The organism is Xanthobacter sp. DMC47, assembly GCF_056313845.1.
In genome coordinates this window covers 587,657-604,475 of record NZ_JBQUZM010000001.1, presented here as the reverse complement: position 1 = coordinate 604,475, position 16,819 = coordinate 587,657, and the positions used below count along the sequence as shown (strand labels likewise).

17 protein-coding genes are annotated in these 16,819 nt (G+C 69.5%); 4 read left to right on the top strand and 13 right to left on the bottom strand.

Annotated elements, in window-relative coordinates; translation table 11 throughout:
- Positions 1-68 precede the first annotated feature (68 nt).
- The 12 genes from ACT54R_RS02885 to ACT54R_RS02830 all read right to left on the bottom strand — a co-directional run bounded on the left by ACT54R_RS02885 (position 69) and on the right by ACT54R_RS02830 (position 11,151).
- The gene (locus ACT54R_RS02885) at positions 69-1,016 is read right to left on the bottom strand and encodes a YncE family protein (RefSeq protein WP_476323373.1); all 948 of its coding nucleotides are present in this window, start codon (positions 1,014-1,016) and stop codon (positions 69-71) included.
- Entirely contained in the window at positions 1,013-1,561 is a 549-nt protein-coding gene (locus ACT54R_RS02880; protein ID WP_476323370.1) for an SRPBCC family protein, read from the bottom strand. The genes ACT54R_RS02885 and ACT54R_RS02880 overlap by 4 nt, the downstream gene beginning before the upstream one ends.
- On the bottom strand, positions 1,558-2,532 hold the full coding sequence (locus tag ACT54R_RS02875; protein ID WP_476323367.1) for a vWA domain-containing protein: 975 nt from the start codon (positions 2,530-2,532) through the stop codon (positions 1,558-1,560). The genes ACT54R_RS02880 and ACT54R_RS02875 overlap by 4 nt, the downstream gene beginning before the upstream one ends.
- The gene (locus ACT54R_RS02870) at positions 2,532-3,110 is read right to left on the bottom strand and encodes a hypothetical protein (protein ID WP_476323364.1); all 579 of its coding nucleotides are present in this window, start codon (positions 3,108-3,110) and stop codon (positions 2,532-2,534) included. Before ACT54R_RS02870 ends, ACT54R_RS02875 begins: the two co-directional genes overlap by 1 nt.
- Positions 3,107-4,150: a vWA domain-containing protein gene (locus ACT54R_RS02865; protein WP_476323361.1), complete on the bottom strand. Its 1,044-nt coding sequence runs from the start codon at positions 4,148-4,150 to the stop codon at positions 3,107-3,109. Before ACT54R_RS02865 ends, ACT54R_RS02870 begins: the two co-directional genes overlap by 4 nt.
- Positions 4,150-5,118 carry a nonribosomal peptide synthetase MxaA gene (locus ACT54R_RS02860; protein ID WP_476323358.1) on the bottom strand — a complete coding sequence of 323 codons (969 nt, stop codon included), beginning with the start codon at positions 5,116-5,118 and terminating at the stop codon, positions 4,150-4,152. Before ACT54R_RS02860 ends, ACT54R_RS02865 begins: the two co-directional genes overlap by 1 nt.
- Complete coding sequence (locus ACT54R_RS02855; RefSeq protein WP_476323355.1) at positions 5,105-5,974, bottom strand: DUF58 domain-containing protein; 870 nt, start codon at positions 5,972-5,974, stop codon at positions 5,105-5,107. Before ACT54R_RS02855 ends, ACT54R_RS02860 begins: the two co-directional genes overlap by 14 nt.
- Entirely contained in the window at positions 5,971-7,002 is a 1,032-nt protein-coding gene (locus ACT54R_RS02850; RefSeq protein WP_476323352.1) for an AAA family ATPase, read from the bottom strand. The genes ACT54R_RS02855 and ACT54R_RS02850 overlap by 4 nt, the downstream gene beginning before the upstream one ends.
- A 182-nt stretch (positions 7,003-7,184) precedes the next feature.
- Entirely contained in the window at positions 7,185-7,472 is a 288-nt protein-coding gene (locus tag ACT54R_RS02845) for a methanol dehydrogenase [cytochrome c] subunit (RefSeq protein WP_168461221.1), read from the bottom strand.
- Between the two features lie 46 nt (positions 7,473-7,518).
- Entirely contained in the window at positions 7,519-8,121 is a 603-nt protein-coding gene (gene moxG, locus ACT54R_RS02840; RefSeq protein WP_476323349.1) for a cytochrome c(L), periplasmic, read from the bottom strand.
- A gap of 45 nt (positions 8,122-8,166) precedes the next feature.
- A complete protein-coding gene (gene moxJ, locus ACT54R_RS02835) occupies positions 8,167-9,126 on the bottom strand; it encodes a methanol oxidation system protein MoxJ (protein WP_476323346.1) in 960 nt (319 codons plus the stop codon).
- Positions 9,127-9,264: 138 nt separating this feature from the next.
- Positions 9,265-11,151 carry a methanol/ethanol family PQQ-dependent dehydrogenase gene (locus tag ACT54R_RS02830; protein WP_168460887.1) on the bottom strand — a complete coding sequence of 629 codons (1,887 nt, stop codon included), beginning with the start codon at positions 11,149-11,151 and terminating at the stop codon, positions 9,265-9,267.
- Positions 11,152-11,709: 558 nt separating this feature from the next.
- Here ACT54R_RS02830 and ACT54R_RS02825 point away from each other — a divergent pair.
- The 3 genes from ACT54R_RS02825 to ACT54R_RS02815 are packed head-to-tail and all read left to right on the top strand — an operon-like array spanning position 11,710 to position 14,497.
- Positions 11,710-12,357 (top strand): hypothetical protein, encoded by a 648-nt coding sequence (locus tag ACT54R_RS02825; protein WP_476323343.1) that lies wholly within the window; start codon positions 11,710-11,712, stop codon positions 12,355-12,357.
- On the top strand, positions 12,354-13,850 hold the full coding sequence (locus tag ACT54R_RS02820) for an ATP-binding protein (protein ID WP_476323340.1): 1,497 nt from the start codon (positions 12,354-12,356) through the stop codon (positions 13,848-13,850). Before ACT54R_RS02825 ends, ACT54R_RS02820 begins: the two co-directional genes overlap by 4 nt.
- Positions 13,847-14,497, top strand: a complete 651-nt coding sequence (locus ACT54R_RS02815) for a response regulator (RefSeq protein WP_476323337.1) — start codon at positions 13,847-13,849, stop codon at positions 14,495-14,497. The genes ACT54R_RS02820 and ACT54R_RS02815 overlap by 4 nt, the downstream gene beginning before the upstream one ends.
- Here the strand turns inward: ACT54R_RS02815 and ACT54R_RS02810 are convergent.
- Positions 14,494-15,675 (bottom strand): amidase, encoded by a 1,182-nt coding sequence (locus ACT54R_RS02810; protein ID WP_476323334.1) that lies wholly within the window; start codon positions 15,673-15,675, stop codon positions 14,494-14,496. The two genes, ACT54R_RS02815 and ACT54R_RS02810, sit on opposite strands and share 4 nt — an antisense overlap.
- A gap of 177 nt (positions 15,676-15,852) precedes the next feature.
- Here ACT54R_RS02810 and ACT54R_RS02805 point away from each other — a divergent pair, with 177 nt between their 5' ends.
- On the top strand, positions 15,853-16,746 hold the full coding sequence (locus tag ACT54R_RS02805) for a LysR family transcriptional regulator (RefSeq protein WP_168460877.1): 894 nt from the start codon (positions 15,853-15,855) through the stop codon (positions 16,744-16,746).
- Positions 16,747-16,819 lie beyond the last annotated feature (73 nt).

Here is a 16,819-nt window from a genome sequence, read left to right as displayed (position 1 = left end):
GCCCCGTTCCCGCAGTCCCGGCCATACGGACCGCGGCTGAAACTTGGGCGCAAGCGGAATTTCGGGCCTCAGGGCACCAGCGCCATCACCCGCGGCCCGTCGCAGACCGGGATGCGGGCGGTGATGGCGAAATCATCGAGGGTCACCACCGTGACGCGGTTGGCGAACCACTCGGCCACATAGGCGCGCCCGGTCGCCCCATCCACGAGAACCTCCTCGGGCGAGCCGCCAAGGCGCAGGCGCTTGGTGATGGAGGCCGTCCCAGGATCGATCAGGTCCAGCGTGCCCGCCTGCTGGTCGGTGGCGACCAGAAGTCCGCGGCCGGGCAGGAAGGCGACGCCATAGGGCATCTTCATGCCACCGATCCGCGTCGCGCGGTGATCCGCCTTGGCGATCAGCGTAACATCCCCGCTGCGGACATCCGCCACCGCCACGAGAGCCGGATCGGAAGCATCGAGCGCATAGGGCGCGCGGCCCACCGGAATGGCGCCGGTGCGGGTGAAGGCGGGCAGGGCGATGAGGCTCACGGCATCGCTCTCCCGGTCGGCGCTGTAGAGCGTGCGGCCGTCCGGATCGATGGCGAGATGGGCCGGGGCACGGCCCACGCCAAGCGTGCCGGTGATGGCGAGGGTGCGCGGATCGACGCGGAGAATCCTGTCGCCGGACCAATCGCCGACATAGAGCGCCGCCCCGTCCGGCGCCGTTGCGATGCCGAACGGCTGGCCGCCGATGCGAGCGGTGGCCGTGACCGTCCGTGCCTTCACATCGAGCCGGGTGAGGAGGCCGATGTCCGGATGGGTGATGAAGGCAAAGGCGCCATCCGGAGAAAGCGCGATCGCGGCCGGCACCTTGTCCACCTTCACACGAGCCGACACCGTGGCGGTCGCGGTGTCGATCACGTTCACCTCCGCTGCACCCTGGCAGACGGCAAGGAGGGTGCCGGAGGTGGCGGGCAAGCTCCAGCCGAGGGCGAGGAGGGCGAGTGAGAGGACGGCGAGCGCCGCCGACAACCTCACTTGCCTTCGGCCCTGGTCTTGAGCCCGTTGACGCCGGCCTCGAAGAAGGCCGTAATGGCGGCCACGGCGGCCTCGTCATTCAGTTCGTCGGGCGGGAAATTGGACGTGTCGCCGCGATAGAAGCGGCCGGCCATCACCACCTCGCTCTTGCCTGCGCCTGCGTCGTTCACGCTGAGGGTGATGGTGTAGAAGCTCACCGGCAGCGCCTCCACATTCTCCGTGTTGAGCCGCCAGGAGAGGGTGCGCTGGGCCGCATCGACATCATCGAGGCCGTCGGCGATCTCGCCCTTCTCCAGCACCAGCACGCGCTCCGCGCCGGCCGCGTTGCCGCCCTTGGCCTTCACCGCCTTCACCATGGGATGCCAGGCGCCGATGCCGGCGAAATCGCCCGCGATCTTCCACACGGCGTCGGGCGTCGCCGCCACGGTGGCCTTGGCCTCCGCCTTCTGCGGCGTCGGCCCGTGGGCCTGCGCGGGCGCGGCAAGCACAAGGAGGAGGCCAAGGGCCGGCAGCGCAGCGCGGCGGGAGAGGCGGGCAAAGATCATGACGCGGAAATCCTTCGGTTACGCAGAAAATCGGGGCGCCGGTCCCAGGCCTGGGCGAGGTAGAGCGCGGCAAGCAGCAGCAAGGCGAGGGCGGCCGGCAGCGGCGCGGTGTCCATCGTGCCTGCGACCGGACGTGGCCGGGCCTGTGCCCTAACTTCCGCGGCGAGGGCGGCCGCGTCCGCGAGCGGCGCGTAGGCGAGGCCCGTTGCGTGGGCCAGGTCCTTCAGGTGATCGGTGCGGACCGCGCTGAGGTGTTCCTGCCCCGTCGCCTCCTCCGCGCCCCACGGGGCGTTGCGCGGGTGCCAGCCTTCGCGTTGCTCGGAGCCGGAGGGCGGCAGGCCGTGGCGGTTTTCCTGCGGCACGTCGGTCATGGCGTAGAAGCCGATTTCCCGCCCGTCCCTGTCGAACTTGGGGATCGGCGCCGGCTCGGTGCCGCCGACGCCGACGATCAGCCCGCGCACCTTGCCCGGCTCGCCGGCAAAGGCAGGCGCGCCCGAGGCCGGCAGCGGCGGCGCCTCCTGCCCGTCGGTGAAGAAGAGAAGATCGGCGTCGAGCGGTCCGGCGAGGTCGATGGCGGAAGAGAGGCCGGCATAGATGTAGCTGTCGCCCTCCCATGCCATCCGCCAGTCGAGCGCGCCGATGGCGCCGTCGAGGGGGGCGAAGTCGGTGCAGACCTCCACCGGCTCGAACAGCAGATAGGTGCGCCGCTCGCTGAAGATGCCGAGCCCCATGCGCGAGCCGCACGGCAGCCGGGCCGCGAGAGCGCTCAGGGTCCGCTTCACCGTGTCGAGCCGCGAGGCCGGGCGGCCCTCGAAGCTGTAGTCGCGCACGTTCATGGAACCGGTGATGTCCACGACCGCCAGCAGCCGGTAGGCGTCGGACGACCGTTGAAGCCGCGGCGCGATGATGGCCGCGAGCGCCAGGAGGAACGCCGCGGCGAGGGCGAGGGTGCGCGCGTCCGGGCGGCGCATCAGGGCAGGCCCTTGGGCAGGCCGGGAAGGTCGGTCCACAGGCGCTTCGGCGTCTCCTGCGCCTCGTCCTGCTGCTCCTGCTCGATCTGGGGAAAATCGCGCACCAGGCGCATGGCGATGTCGAGATTGTATTTGGCGTCCCAGAATTCCGGCGCGCGTGCCAGCGCCGCGCGATAGCCGGCCTTGGCGAGACGCACCTGCGGCACGGCGGGGTCGATCTCGGTCTTCTCCAGAAACGAGATGGCGATGGCGAGACGGGCGTTGGCGAGGTCGTAGAGGCCGGCCACCGCAAGCGGGCTGCGGTCCGCCGCGAGCCGGTCCACCAGTGGCTGCGCCTCGTCCAGCCGGTCGCGGATCATCAGGAAATGCGCCCGGGCGAGGAGCACGCGGTCCGGCGCGGTGAGTTCGACCGGCACGTCGCGCCCGGTGGCGAGGGCGGCGATGGTGCGGTTGGCGGCGGCGTTCAGGGCCATGCGGATGCCGGTGACGGCGATCACGACCAGCGCGCCGGCCAGCACCGTGACGGCGGCCAGCGCGGCGAGGCGGCGGGGCCTGATGGGAGACAAGCGCTGCCTCATGCCGCGCTCCGCGTGTCGATGCCTGCAGGGGCAGATGTGGCGCTCCGCCGGCTCCCGAGGCCGCGCTCGGCGAGCCGGGCAGCGAGAAGCAGCGCGCACGCGGCGGCGGCGATGGCGTAGCACAGGCGGGCCAGCTCGCGGCGCGGGATGCGTTCCAGATAAGGAATGGGCTGGCTCTCCTGCCGGTCGATCTCGGCGATGGCGTCGGCGACGGCCTCGGGGCTGCCGGCCTCGAAGGCGCGGTAGGGCACGCCGAGGCTGGCGAGGAAAAGGTTGAGGTGGCGCTCGGGCATGGCCTGCGGCGTGTCCTCGCCGGGCACGCGGGGCTTGTCGAAGATGCCGGGGGAGCCGACGGTGCGCAGGAACAGCCAATAGAGCCGCACCGACGCGCGCTTCAGGGAATCCCGCAGCGCCGCCTGCACCCGGGGGTCGATGACGGCGGCGCCATCCGACACCAGCAGCACGGCGCGCGAGCCGCCGGACGCGGCGGATGCATCGAAGCTGTCGAGGGCGAGGGCAAGGCCCCGTCCCACGTCGGTCAGGGCGAGGCCCGGCCGGTCGATGGCCGCCACCGCCGCGGCCACCGCATCGTGATGGTCGGTCAGCGGCAGCACTGGGATGGGCGAGGTGGAGAAGGCGGCAATGCCGATGCGGTCCCGCGGGCGGCGGCCGAGGAATTCGGTGAGCAGGCGCTTCGCCGCGGCGGATTTCGATTCCTCCCCGGTGCCCGGTGCGCGGTCGGCGAAGGTGTTGTCCATGCTGGCCGAGCGGTCAATGAGCAGCATCAGATTGGCGCCCGAGCCGATGCGCTCGACTTCCTGCGCCTTCAGGTGCAGCCCAGCGAGGCCGAGCACGAGGGCGGCAATGGCGAACGCGCCGATGAGGCGGATACCGAGGGACACGGCGATCGATAGCCCGTCGCGCGGCACCAGAGCCACCGCCGGCAGCACGACGCCGCGCAGGGGCAATGCGGCGAGCGGCAGCAGGGCGAGGGCGAGCAGGAACAGGAGCGCGGCATGGTCCACCTCGAGGCCGAACATCACGCGGCCTCCCTGCGCGTTCCGCCCTGGCGCGTTCCATCCTGTCGCATGCCGCCCCACCCCTCCACGGCGGCGAGCCGCCGGGCAAGGTCGAGCAAGGCATGGGGCGGCAGCAGGGCCATCGCCTTTTCCGGGGCATCGCCGAAGAAGGCGATCCGGGACGCGGTGAAGAGGTTCTGAATCGCCTCGGCCTCGCTCGCCAGCGCAGGCCTCGCGGCGAGGAAGGCGGGCACGTCCTCGGCGAAAAGCCGATGCCCGGCGGCATCGTCGAACGCGCGGTGGAGGAGTTGCAGGGCATCCTCATAGCCGAGCGGCGCGTCGAGATCGGGCAGCCGGCGCATGTGGCGCAAGGCGAGCGCGAAGGGGCGGCGCCGGCCGGCGAACGGTCCCCAGCCCGAGGCCGCCGCGAAGGCGAGGAGGCTGGCGGCCGCCACGGCCGCCGCCACGGCGGCGAGCCGTGCATCTCCCGCGAGGGGATAGGGGCGCGGGCGGATATCCGGCTGCAGCGCCATGGGATTGCCCCGCTGGCTGGCGACCAGTTCGCGCAACGGCGAGGAGACGAAGGTCCAGGCGGGGATGGTCAGGCTCTGCCGCGCATCGCCGTTGCGCGCGGCCAGCGGCACGGCGGGAATATCGAGCGCGCGGGGCTCCAGCGGGGAATAGAAGGTCTGGTAGGTGAGGGTGAGGCGATAGCGCGGGGCGCCGTCCGGTGCGGTTCCGGGCTTCACGTCGAGGCGTTTCAGGTCGAGCCAGTAGGTGACGGGACGTGGCCGGGGCAGGGAACTTTCGTCGAGCCGCCACCCCGCATCGAGGGTCACGACCGCCTCCAGGGTGAGGGTGTCGCCGATGAGATAGCCGAAAGCGCGCGGCGCATAGAGGTCCACCCCCGCCGCGCGGGCGGGCAGCGCCACGAGCAGCCCGCCGGCGAGCGCGAGGGCCGCAGGCCGCCACGGCCTAGCGGCGGGCAAGGAAGGCGACCAGCGCATCGGCATCGAACCGGTCCACGAGGTGGAAGGGCGTGTGTCCGCGAACGGCGAAGCGCGCCTCAAGAGCTGCGATCCTGGTCTGTGCCGCTGCCTGCCAGCGTGCCCTCAGGCCCGGCCGCATGAACACGAGCCGTCGTGCGCCCATCTCGGAATCGGCGACCTCCATCAGGCCCCAGGCCGGTACGTCACCCTCGGCGCGGCTGTCGCGCACAACGACGGGCACCACGTCGTGCCGCCACAGGCCGTCGAGCAGCCCGTCGAGGTCGGCCTCGGGCATGAGGAAATCGGAGACGAGGAAGACAAGGCAGCGCCGCCGTGGCAAGCGCTCGGCCGCCGCCGCAAGACCCCGCGTGCTCTTTCCCAAGGGTGTCGCGGCGGAGACGGTCGCTGACACCTGCGCGCCGATCCCGCGGCGCCGCGTAGCGGGAATGAACGCGTCCTCGCGCAGATCCCCCCCGGCGCCCAGCAGGGTGAATTCATCCCCCGTTGCAGCGGCAGAGGCGGCGAGCGTGGCCGCGAGGTGCGCTACCTCCGCGCCCGTGCCGTCGAAGCCCATGGAGCCGGACAGGTCTGTCAGTACGGCGACGGTGGTGGTGCGGCGCGGGGCGAAGGTGCGCACATGCACGCCCTCGAACGGGTCGCGGAGCGAGGCGCGCAGGTCGATGCGGCGCGGATCGGGCCGGGCGACCAGAGGAACGAGGGCACGGAAGGTGCCGTCACCGCCGTCGCCCTGTCCCGGATGGGCACCAGGACGCACCCCGCGCGGGCGCCAGCGCAGCCGATAAGGCAGCACCTTGCCGCCATGATCGTCGTCGTTTTCTCCGGTCGTGCGGCTCATGGCGCGGGCACCGTGGCGAAGGCGGCACGGCAGAGGTCGGCGGCGATCTCCTCGCGGCGCATCTCATAGACCGGATCGAAGAAGATGCGATGCGCCATCACCTCCGGGAAGACCGCGCGCAGGTCTTCCGGCACGATCATGGTTCGGCCTTCCAGCCAGGCCCGAACCCGCGCGGCGCGGATGAGATAGGACATGCCGCGCGGGCTGGCCCCGCCCTGCACCAGGCGATCGATGCGCACGCCGGGAAGCGTGATGCCGGCTCTCTCGGGCGTGCGGATCGCCTCCCACAGCGCGACCGTATAGGCGACGATGGCGTCGCTGGCGGGAATGGCGTTCTGGATCTCGCGGGCGACCTGATGAAGGCTGCGATGGTCGACGACCGCCTCGGGCACCTCCGCGATCAAAAGGTCGGTGTCGTGGAAGCGCGGGTCGAACACCAGGGCGCGGCGGGCCGCGAAATCCTCCGGCGTCTTCACCTGCACTTCCATGAAGAAGCGATCGCGGGCGGCGGCCGGAAGCTCGAATGTCTCCTCCCGTTCCACGCGGTTGCGGTCGGCGAACACCTGGAGGAAGGGAAAGACGTACTCGCGCCCGAAGGCTGAAACGGTGCGCTCGGCCATCAGCCGCAGCAGCATGGCGTGGACCTGAGGCCGCGCGCGGTTGATCTCGTTGAAGAAGAAGACCGCGAGGTCCGGACCCCGGCGCAGCAGCGGGCCGGGATCGATCCGCGGGCGGCCGTCGTCGCCGATGCGTGCGTCGTAGACGAGATCCGCCGGCATGAGGTCGATGGTGCCTTCCACCCGCTCGTAGGCGCCGCCGATGGCGCGGGCGAGCGCGCGCAGCAGTGTGGTCTTGCCGACGCCCACGTCGCCCTCCAGCAGCACGTGGCCGCGGGCGAACACCGCAATGGTCAGGAGCCGGATGACCCGCTCCTGACCGAGCACGATGCGCCCGACCGCCCGCTCGAAATCGAGGGCCCGGGCGCGCCACTGGGCGAGCGCGCCCTCCGTGTCGGCGATGGCGTGCATGGGATGTCCCTTCGGCCCGCGGTGACGGGGCCTGTGCGGCAAGAAAGGCGCAGCCGACGGGGGCGGGAAGGGTGATCCCGCTCAGACCCGAGCGGCTGCGCCAGTTGCCCACCATCCATCGGAGGATTGCCCGGCTTCGCGGAAAGGCTCAGCCTTGCTGGTGGGGGTCGGGAAAGGCCGCGTCAGTTGGACGGGATCTTGCTCACGTCGTAGACGAACTGGCCGGTCTTCTGGAAATACTCGACGCGCTTCTTGTTGCGCGCTTCCATCTGGGTAATGGATTCGCCCTGCTTCGCCAGCTCTGCCGGGTTGTGCTTGGGATCGTACTTGCTGCCCGCGACCTTGTCGGGATAGCCGGGCTTGGGTTCCCAGCAATTGCCGGGCGCCTTGCAATTGGTGCCGTCATAGGCGGCGGCACCGCCGGCGGCGAGGGCCGTGACCGCGAACGCGGCGGCGGCGAGCACGGACATGCGAACCTTATGCGTCATCTGGTGTCCTCCCTTCTTACTTGCCTTCTCACTTGCTTCCGGCCGTGGTCGCGGCCGTCGCCTTGCACACCGGGGCCTTGTCGAGCTCCGGCGTCTTGTCTTCCTTGTCGTCGAAGCGCTTGAAGGCCGCGCGCTGCGCCGGAGTCAGCCACACCGCGTCGTTGGGATCGTCCTTGTAGATGTGGCGCACCCAGGCCATCACCAGCAGCATTTCGTCCAGGTTAAGCGCCCCGTACATGGGCCCCATCTGCCCCTGCGCGCCGCCGAAGATGGTTTCGAACAGGCCCTGGTCGGTCATGTTCTTCGGGTAGGTCCAATAGCTGTCGTTGAGGCCGGGGCCGATCTTGCCCTCACCGTAGTGGCCGTGGCAGCCCGAGCACATGGACAGGAACAGATCCTTGCCCTTGGGCAGGCAGGTGGGGTTTTCCACGTAGATGTTCACCCCGGTGGCCAGGAACTTCTTCACCGCCTCCGTATCGCGGCCCTCGGCTGGTGCATCCGAGAGATCAAGCGGCTGGCCCGTCACCGTATTGGTGAAGTTGAGCGTGGCCTGCGCGGCAAGTGCGAAGCCGGACACGAAAGCGACGGCGAGGAGGGCCTTGACGCCCCGCGACAGAAAACGGCTGTGCATTGGACCTTCCAAAACTTCCGATGAAATGGCGACCTTCCGGCCGGCTCAGGAATTGGGCTTGAGCAGGGGAATGCCCTCGTCCGCCAGGATCTCGTCGATCTGCGGCCGCGCCTTCACCAGCGCCGCGTCGATCTCGGCGAGAAGGGCGGTGTCGCCAAGCCGCACGGCCACGGACTGATCGTAGTGAAGGGGCATCTCGGTGCCGTCGAACTTGGTGACGGAATTGCCGGCAAGGCTCATGCGCAGCGGCACCTGAGAGGACTTCACATAGCGCGCCACCTCCGGCGCGAAGGCGAAGGCGATGTCGGCCTCGCCATTGGCCACCTCGGAGACGACGCGTTCGCCCGCAACCTGCACATACTGGTTCCGCGGCGAGCGGAAGTTGACCAGGCTGTAGAGGTAGGCGGCATTGTCCTCATACTTGCCGAGGCGCTTCAGCACCGTCTCGCCGGGCGAGTAAAAGCGGATGACGAAGCGGTTGAGCGCCTTCACCTGCGGGTCGTTCCAGTCGGCGGCGGTGATGTTGCGCTCGGCCTTGGTCACCAGCACGTAGGACGTGCGGTAGTAGGGCTTGGAGCTGAGCACCCGCGCGTCGCCGGTGTCGACGCCCATCACCACGTCGCAGAGCTTGGCGTCGAGCTGGTCGCGCACCTGATAGATGGCGGGCTTGGAGGTCCACACGAACACCGCCTTGCGGCCCATGGCCTGCGCCAGAACCCCGGCGATGCGGTTCTCGAAGCCCTTTGCGTCCTTCTGGGAGAAGGGCGCCTCCACCTCGGAGGCGCAGACGCGCAGGATCGAGGGATCGGGCGGCGTCGCCGCCTGCGCCGGTGCGGCCGAGCCCTGGTTGGCGGTCTGCGGCGACATCTTGCCGGATTCCGCCGTCTGCGCGAGGGCTGGCGCGGCGAAGAGGGCCAGCGTGCCGGCGACAAGGGCTCCGGCGACGAGATGGCTGGTGGCGGACGTCGCGGCGTGGCGCGCAAGTGTGCTCGCGGAACAGGTCATCGGTTCAGCCTCCGTCTGGTTCGCGTCCTCTCGCGGCCGTGAGGCGGGCGATGAAGGCGGCGATGGTGGGCTCGTGGCAAAAGAAGAAACCGGCCGCCGCCGGGGGGACGGCGGCCGGCAAGGGGCGGTTGTCGGAGGTCAGCCGCCGGAAGCGTATTCACCCACCTTCGGGTCGTCGTAGGGGCCCTTGCCATCGAGCGAGAACACCATCACGCCGCCACCCATCTGGGTGTAATTCTGCAACTGCTTGAACGCGCCCACGGAGCCGAGGCCGGCGGTGGGATCGTTGAGGTCGAACACCAGGCCCACGCCCGGCCAGCCGCCGACGCCGTAATAGATGGCGACGTACTGCACGCCCTTGTGGGTGTAGGTCATGGGATGGCCGATGACGCCGGACGGCAGCTTGAACTTCCACAGCAGCTCGCCGGTGTCGCTGTCGCGGGCCTTGATGAAGCCGTCCAGCGTTCCGTAGAACATCACGCCGCCGGCGGTGGCGAGCGTGCCGCCCCAGGCCGCGAAGCGCTCCATCACTTCCCACTTGTACTTGTTGTTGATGGCGTCGTAGGCCTTCACTTGGCCAAGACCTTCATAGGTCTGCTTGTTGCCCTTCGGGCCGGGATACATCCACAAGGTGGCGCCGACGAAGAACTGGCCCGCGCGGTAGGGGAGCATGAAGGGCTCCCAATCCATGCAGATGTGGTTGATGCCCATGAAGAAGGACTGACGTTCAGGGTCGTAGCTGTCGTGGCCCTGGTTGTGGTAGCCCATCGCCGAGGGGCAGATGTCGCGGCCCTTGTGGTCCATGCGCGTCGCGTATTCGGGATCGCGCTGGGGCAGGCCGGTCTTCAGGTCCACCTGCTTCACCCAGTTCACGGTGTCGTCGATCTTGTCGGCGGACACGAGCGAACCGTCGGTGCGGTCGAGGGTGTAGACGATGCCGTTGCGGTCCGGATGCGTCAGAAGCTTCCGCATCTTGCCGGTCTTGTCCTTCTGCTCGGAGAGCATCATGACGTTGACGCCGGCGTAGTCCCACTCGTCGTGCGGGGTCTTCTGGTAGCCGAAGTGCGCCTCGCCCGTGTCGATGTCGCGGCCCCAAATGGTCATGGTCCACTTGTTGTCGCCGGGACGCATGGTCTCGTTCCACGGCGCGGGGTTGCCGGAGCCGTAGTAGATCATGTTGGTGGAGGGATCGAAGGCGTACCAGCCCCAGTTGGTGCCGCCGCCGATCTTCCAGGCGTCGCCTTCCCAGGTGCCGGTGCCGAGGCCCTTCTGGCCGTACTGGGGATTGGCCTTGTTGAAGTCGTCGGCGAGCTTCACCTGCTCGTCCGGGCCGGTGGCATAGGCCCGCCACTTCTGAGCGCCGGTCTTCACGTCATAGGCGGTGACGTAGCCGCGCACGCCCAGCTCGGCGCCCGAGGAGCCCACCAGCACCGTGTCCTTCACCACATAGGGCGCGATGGTGAGGGTGGAGCCGACCTTGATGTCGGAATTCTCCAGCTTCCAGAACTCCGCGCCGGTTTCGGCGTTGAGCGCCACGATGTGGCCGTCGAGCTGGGTCTTGAGGATGAGCGCCGGGGTCTTGCCGTCGCCGGGCCAATAGGCGAGGCCGCGGTTCACCACGTCGCAGCAGGCGACCGCGCGGGCGGTGGGGTTCTGCTTCGGCTTGTGCTGCCACAGGATGTGGCCGGGATCGTCCAGGCCCACTGCGAACGTCGTGTTCGGATAGGGCGAGTGGATGTACATCACGTTGTTGACGACGAGCGGGGTGCCCTCGTGGCCGGACAGCACGCCGGTGGAGAAGGACCAGGCCGGGCGAAGCTGCTTCACGTTCGCCTTGTTGATCTGCTTCTGCGGGCTGTAGTTGTTGGCGTCGTAATTCTTGCCGGTCATCGGCCAGTTCTCGTCGCTCTTGGCGATTTCGACGAGCTTGTCGTTGGCGAGTGCCTGCGTAGCGACGGCCGCTGATCCCGCCGCCAGGGCGAGGGTCACGGCACAGAGGGAGACGGAGGAAAACAATCTCGTCATTTGGCGTTTCCTTGGGTGGTTCCTCACTCGGTTGGACTTGTCCCTCCCGCACCCGTGCGTTCCCCCGCAGCCTGACGGCGGCGGGAGTGGCGCGGGAGCTGAAGCTTCCCCTCCGCTTCCTCACATGGCGCAGGCCTCGCCCCGCGGACGGGACGCAGGAGACCGCACCTTGCGCGCAGCAGAGCTGGTGATGGCCGGGGTGGCGGTCGTCCTCCGATTGCGACCAGAAACCCGTTTTTTTCTTATTGGTTTCTTATGGTTCTTTATCTTGTGTGGCTTCAGTTGAAGCGGTATCCGCACTTTTGTCTGCCGATCATTCGGCAATTCATCATGGGAACACTTGGCAAAGGCGGTTGCCGGACTTCCATAAGTGTCTGATAAGTATGTTGTTTGTCGACCGGTGCCGCAGCGTTCCGAGCCCCGTGCGGGTTCGATTATTTGTTCTGTTGCCGCAGATGTCGTGCTTTATAGGGGGTGTGTTTTCGCCAAGATGGAAGCCGGGTGCGTCTTGTTCTGAGAAAATATTCAGAGATCGTCGCGTCCCAAAGGGATGGTCGGGTGGTGAAGATGTCGGCAGAGCCGGCAGAATACGTGGGAGAGACTGCTTTTCCGATGCGCCATGGCTCTGATCCCCGTCCTCTCTCCGTCGCCCGGCTTTTCGCGATGTGCCTTCTGGCGACGACGGGCGCGCTCGCGGTGGCGTCGTGCGGCGAGGAGGAGGAGCGCCGGCCGGTTGCCTCCAGCGCAGCTTCGGCGCCGGAGGCCACGCCTCCGCCGGGGGGCCGGAGTGCCGCCAAAGGGGGCGCCGTGCGCGGCGGAGCGACGCGCGAATGGCTGGATGTGGGCGACGACACCCCGCCCGAGGTCTTTCTCGCCACGCGGTCCGGACCGTCCGGAGTTCCCCCGTCCGCCGAGGCTGTGGCGGAGATCGCGGCGCTTTTGAGCGAGGCCGACGCGCTGTTCGACGAGAACCGCCGCATGCTTGCCAACCGCACGCTGCAACTGGAGCGCATGCTCGGCGAAATCTCCGTGGTTGAAAGCCCGCAGGTGCTGCTCGGGGGCTTCATCACGGTCGGTCGCGCGGCGCGGCGGATCGGCTATAGTGATCTGTGCCAGCACTATTTCAATCTGCGGGCCGCGGGGGCGAGCCGCGAGGACGCGCTCGCCGCGCTTGCCGCGCCCGCCGCCGAACGGAGGAACCCATGAGCGTCCCCCCCGCCGCGCTTGCGCGGGGCCTCGCGGGCGCGGGAAATGCGGATGCCGCGCCGGCCGTGCCGCGCCGGGTTTCGCTGCGGACCCGTGTGCTCGGCGCCGTGCTCGCCATCAATCTGGTCGCCGCCGTGGTGGCGGGCGCGGTGGTGGTGGTGAATGCGCGGGTGGCGGCGGGGCGCGAGATGGTCGCCTCCATCGAGATGGCCGAGAACATGGTCCGCGAGGTGGCCGAACGCGTGGCCACGGAGCCGGGCACCACGCTCGCCGCAGCCTTTCCGCCCCATCTGCGCCACCTGCGCCACGTGCGCATCTCCCTCGAGGGGCCCGATGGCAGGCCGGCCGTGCTTCCCGCTGACGGCGCGCCCGGGGGCGGGGAGGTCGCGCCCTCCTGGTTCGCCCGGCTCATCGGCGTGTCGCAGGTTACGCGGCGGATCGACGTGGTGGCCGACGGCACCCTCATCGGCCGGGTCCGCATCGAGGGCGTCCCCGACGATGAGGTGGCCGAGGTCTGGGACGACGTGTTCGATTTCGCCAGCGTCGCCTTGGCCGTCAATTTCGCCATCCTCTCCGCCCTGTTCGTCGCCCTCGGGCAGGTACGGCGCGATCTCTCCCGCTTTCGCGACGGGCTCGACGAGCTGGAGCACAACGAGTTCGCCTGCCGGGTGGAGCCGCCCCGCACCCGCGAACTCGCCGAGGTGGCGGAGCGCTTCAACGCCTTCGCCGAAACCCTCGGCGCGGCGCGCGAGGAAAATGCCCACCTTTACGCCCGCCTCGTGAGCCTGCAGGAGGACGAGCGGCGGCAGATCGCCGGCGACCTGCACGATGAACTCGGCCCGCTCATGTTCGGCCTGAAGGCCAGCGCCGATTCGCTCGCCCGCCTCGCCGCCACGGCCCCGGCCGAAAATGCCGAGCGCATGGTGGCGCGGGCGAAGAGCCTCATCGAGATCGTCGAGCGCATGCAGGTGGCCAACCGCCGCCTCCTTACCCGCATCCGCCCCGCCGCCCTCGATCATGTGCCGCTGAAGGACGTGCTCTCCAGCCTCGTCGCCGATTTCCGCCAGCACGATCCCGAGCGGCGTTTCGCACTGGAGGCGGGGCACCTCGCCGATCACTACGAGCCGTCGTTCGATGCCACGGTCTATCGTTGCGCGCAGGAGGGCGTCACCAACGCGCTCAAGCACGGCAACGCCCGTTCGGTGCGTATCGCCGTGGGAGAGGAGGGGCGGGGTGGCGCGGGGGCGCTGCTGCGCATCGTCATCACTGACGACGGTCAGGGGCCGCCCGCCATTCCGGTGATGGGGCACGGCCTGTCCGGGATGAAGGAGCGGGTGCAGGCGCTCGGTGGCACCTGCCGGCTGGAGCGCGCGCCACAGGGGGGGGCGCGGCTTTTTGTGGAGCTTCCCATCCCGTTGGGGCATTCTGCCCCTGCGTCTTCGGTCTCCGCCGAGGGCAGGCGCATGCGTTCAGGTCCAGGGCATCCGGTATGACCAGCGTTCTCCTCATCGACGACCATCCCATCGTGCTGCAGGGCTGCCGGCACCTGCTGGAGGACGCGGGCGTCTCCGACCTGATGGAGGCCCAGACGGCGCTGGCCGGCTATCGCCTGTTCCGGCGCAAGCGGCCCGACGTGGTGATCGTGGACCTTGCGCTCAACGGCAGCGGCCTTGCCGGCCTTGCCCTGGTTCGCCGCCTGAGGGCGCAGGCGGCGCGCATGCCCATCCTCGTCTTCTCCATGCACGCGGACCCGGTGATCGCCAGCCGCGCGCTGGAGGCGGGCGCCACGGGCTATCTCCTCAAGGACACGTCGCCCAACGACCTGATCGAGGCCTTCGAGAAGGTGCGGCGCGGCCAGCCCTACATCAGCCATGACCTCGCCCTGGAGGTGGCCCTGCTGGGCACCCGCGGACGCAGCGGCGTCATGGCCGATCTCACCCCGCGCGAGCTGCAGGTGCTGGCCCTGCTCGCCGAGGGCAAGGCCTATGGCCAGATCGCCGACGAACTGGGCGTCAGCTACAAGACGGTGGCCAACACCTGCTCCCAGCTTAAGGCCAAGCTCGGCGCGACGAATCTCGCCGAACTGATCCACCGGGCCATCCAGTACGTGGCCGGCGCCCCGGCCGGACGGAAGAACTAGGTTCCGTTTCCGCCAAGCGCGCGGACGAGGGCAAGCAGCATCTCGTCCTTGCCGCGCGGCGCCATGGCGGAGAGGCCGAGCGGGCAGCCGTCCAGCGTCGCCAGCGGCAGCGAGATCTGGGGCGTCCCCGCGTGGCCGGACAGGCACAGAAGCTCGATGGCGCGGGCGCGGAAGGCTTCAAGATCGGCGAGCGGCGTGCCGCGCAGGGGTGCGATGCCGGGCGCGGTGGGCAGGAGGAGAATGCCGTCCTCACCCAGCAGCGCGTCGATGCGCGCCCGCACCTCGACCCGCAAGGCGCGCGCCTCTGCGACTTCCGCCGGATCGAGGGTGGCGGCGGCGGCGAAGCGCTCCTTCACCCCGGGGCCGAAGTCCGGCTGCGCCGCGCGCACCCAGTCGGCGTGCGCCGCCCAGGCGTCGGCCGATTGCAGGATGCGGAAGGCATTGCGCCAGTGCGGCAGGGCGCCATGGGCGACGTCCACCTCCTCCGCCGCCCCATAAAGCGCCGTGATCCGCGCCAGGGCCGGCGCCAGTGCGGCCGTTACCTTCGGCCCGGCCGCCTCGAACAGGTCCCGAGCCAACAGCAGCCGCGGCGCTGGCGTCGCCGCAGGTGCGCCCAGCAGCACGGCGCCGACCTTTGCGAACGTCTCCGCGTCGCGGGCGAACCAGCCCGCCGTGTCGTAGGAGGGCGCCAGCGGCACCGAGCCATCTAGGGGCACGCGCCCGTGGGTCGGCCGCAGGCCGATGAGGCCGCAATAGCTCGCCGGCAGCCGCACCGAGCCGCCGGTGTCGGAACCGATGGCGAAATCCACCAGCCCGCCGGCCGTCGCCGCCGCGGAGCCGGAGGAGGAGCCGCCGGGAATGCGCCCCGGCGCAGCGGGGTTGATGGGCGTGCCGTAATGGTGGTTCTCGCCGTTGAGGCTCCAGGCCATCTCGTCCGTATGGGTCTTGCCGACGAGGTGCGCGCCGGCGCCGCGCAGCAGGTCTACCACCGGCGCAGTCTCGTCCGGCACCCCGTGGCTCGCCAGCCACGCCGGACTTCCCGCCGCCGTGGGCACGCCGGCCACGTGGAACAGGTCCTTCAGCGCGAAGGTGAGGCCGTCGAGCGGCCCCGTTCCCGTGGGGGCAAGCTCGAAGTGGCCATGGGAGACGAAGGCGTCGAGCGTGTCATTCACCGGCATGAGCGATCCGTGGGCGGCGGGTGGCGAAAGAAGGTGGGGCGCAAGGCTTATCCGATCCGCGCGCCCGTGTCTTCGCGTGCTCCAGCGTCTTCGCGTGCCGAGCCCTGCAACCGGGACGGGGTTGGGCGTGTCGCCTGCTGCTGCTATCACCGGGCGGGCGCTCGAGGATCTTCAGCCATGTTCAACTGGAACGACCTGATCTTCTTCCTCGAACTGGCCCGGCAGGGCCGGCTGATGCCGGCGGCGCGACGGCTGAAGGTGGACCACACGACGGTCTCCCGCCGCATCAGCGAGCTGGAGAAGGATCTTTCCCTCAAGCTGTTCGACCGCAAGCCCGACGGCTTCGTGCTGACCGAGCCGGGCCATCGCCTGTTTGCCGTCGCCGAGCGCATCGAGCAGGAGGCGGTGGGGGTCGAGGAGACGCTGCAGGCGGCCCCCAGCGCGCCGCGCGGGCATGTGCGCGTTGCCTCCATGGAGGGCATCGGCGCCTTCTACCTCGCCGAGCGCTTCGCCGAACTGGCGGAGAAGGAGCCGGGGCTGGTGGTGGAGCTCGTCACCGAGCGCCATCTCATCAATCTCACCAAGCGCGAGGCGGATATCTCCATCTCCTTCGTGCCGCCGCAGGGCCAGCGCCTCGCCGTGCGCAAGATCGGCGCCTTCCGCCTCGCGCTCTATGCGGCGCCGGACTATGTGCGGCGCTTCGGCATGCCGAGGACGCGGGCGGAACTGCCCTCCCACACCTTCGTGGACTATGTGGAGGATCTCGTCGCCATCCAGCCGGTGCATTGGCTTTTGGATGTGCTGGAGCCGCTGAAGGTGTCGTTCCGCTCCACCTCCATGCACGCCCAGCAGAATGCGGTGGCGCGCGGCGCCGGCATCGGGCTGCTGCCCCTGTTCTCGGCCAAGAGCAATCCGCGCCTCATCCCCATCCTCACCGACGAGGTGGTGGTGATGCGCGACATCTATGTGAGCGTCCACGAGGACCTGGAATTCATGGGCCGCTTCCGCGCCGTGCTCCAGCACCTCGCTGAGGTGGTGCAGCGGGACGCGGCCTATCTGACGGAGTTCTGAGGGGGCGGGCGGCCGTCCGAACAGCCGTCGCCCTCCGGCTTGACCGGAGGGCCCATCCCTCCGCTTGAGCCAT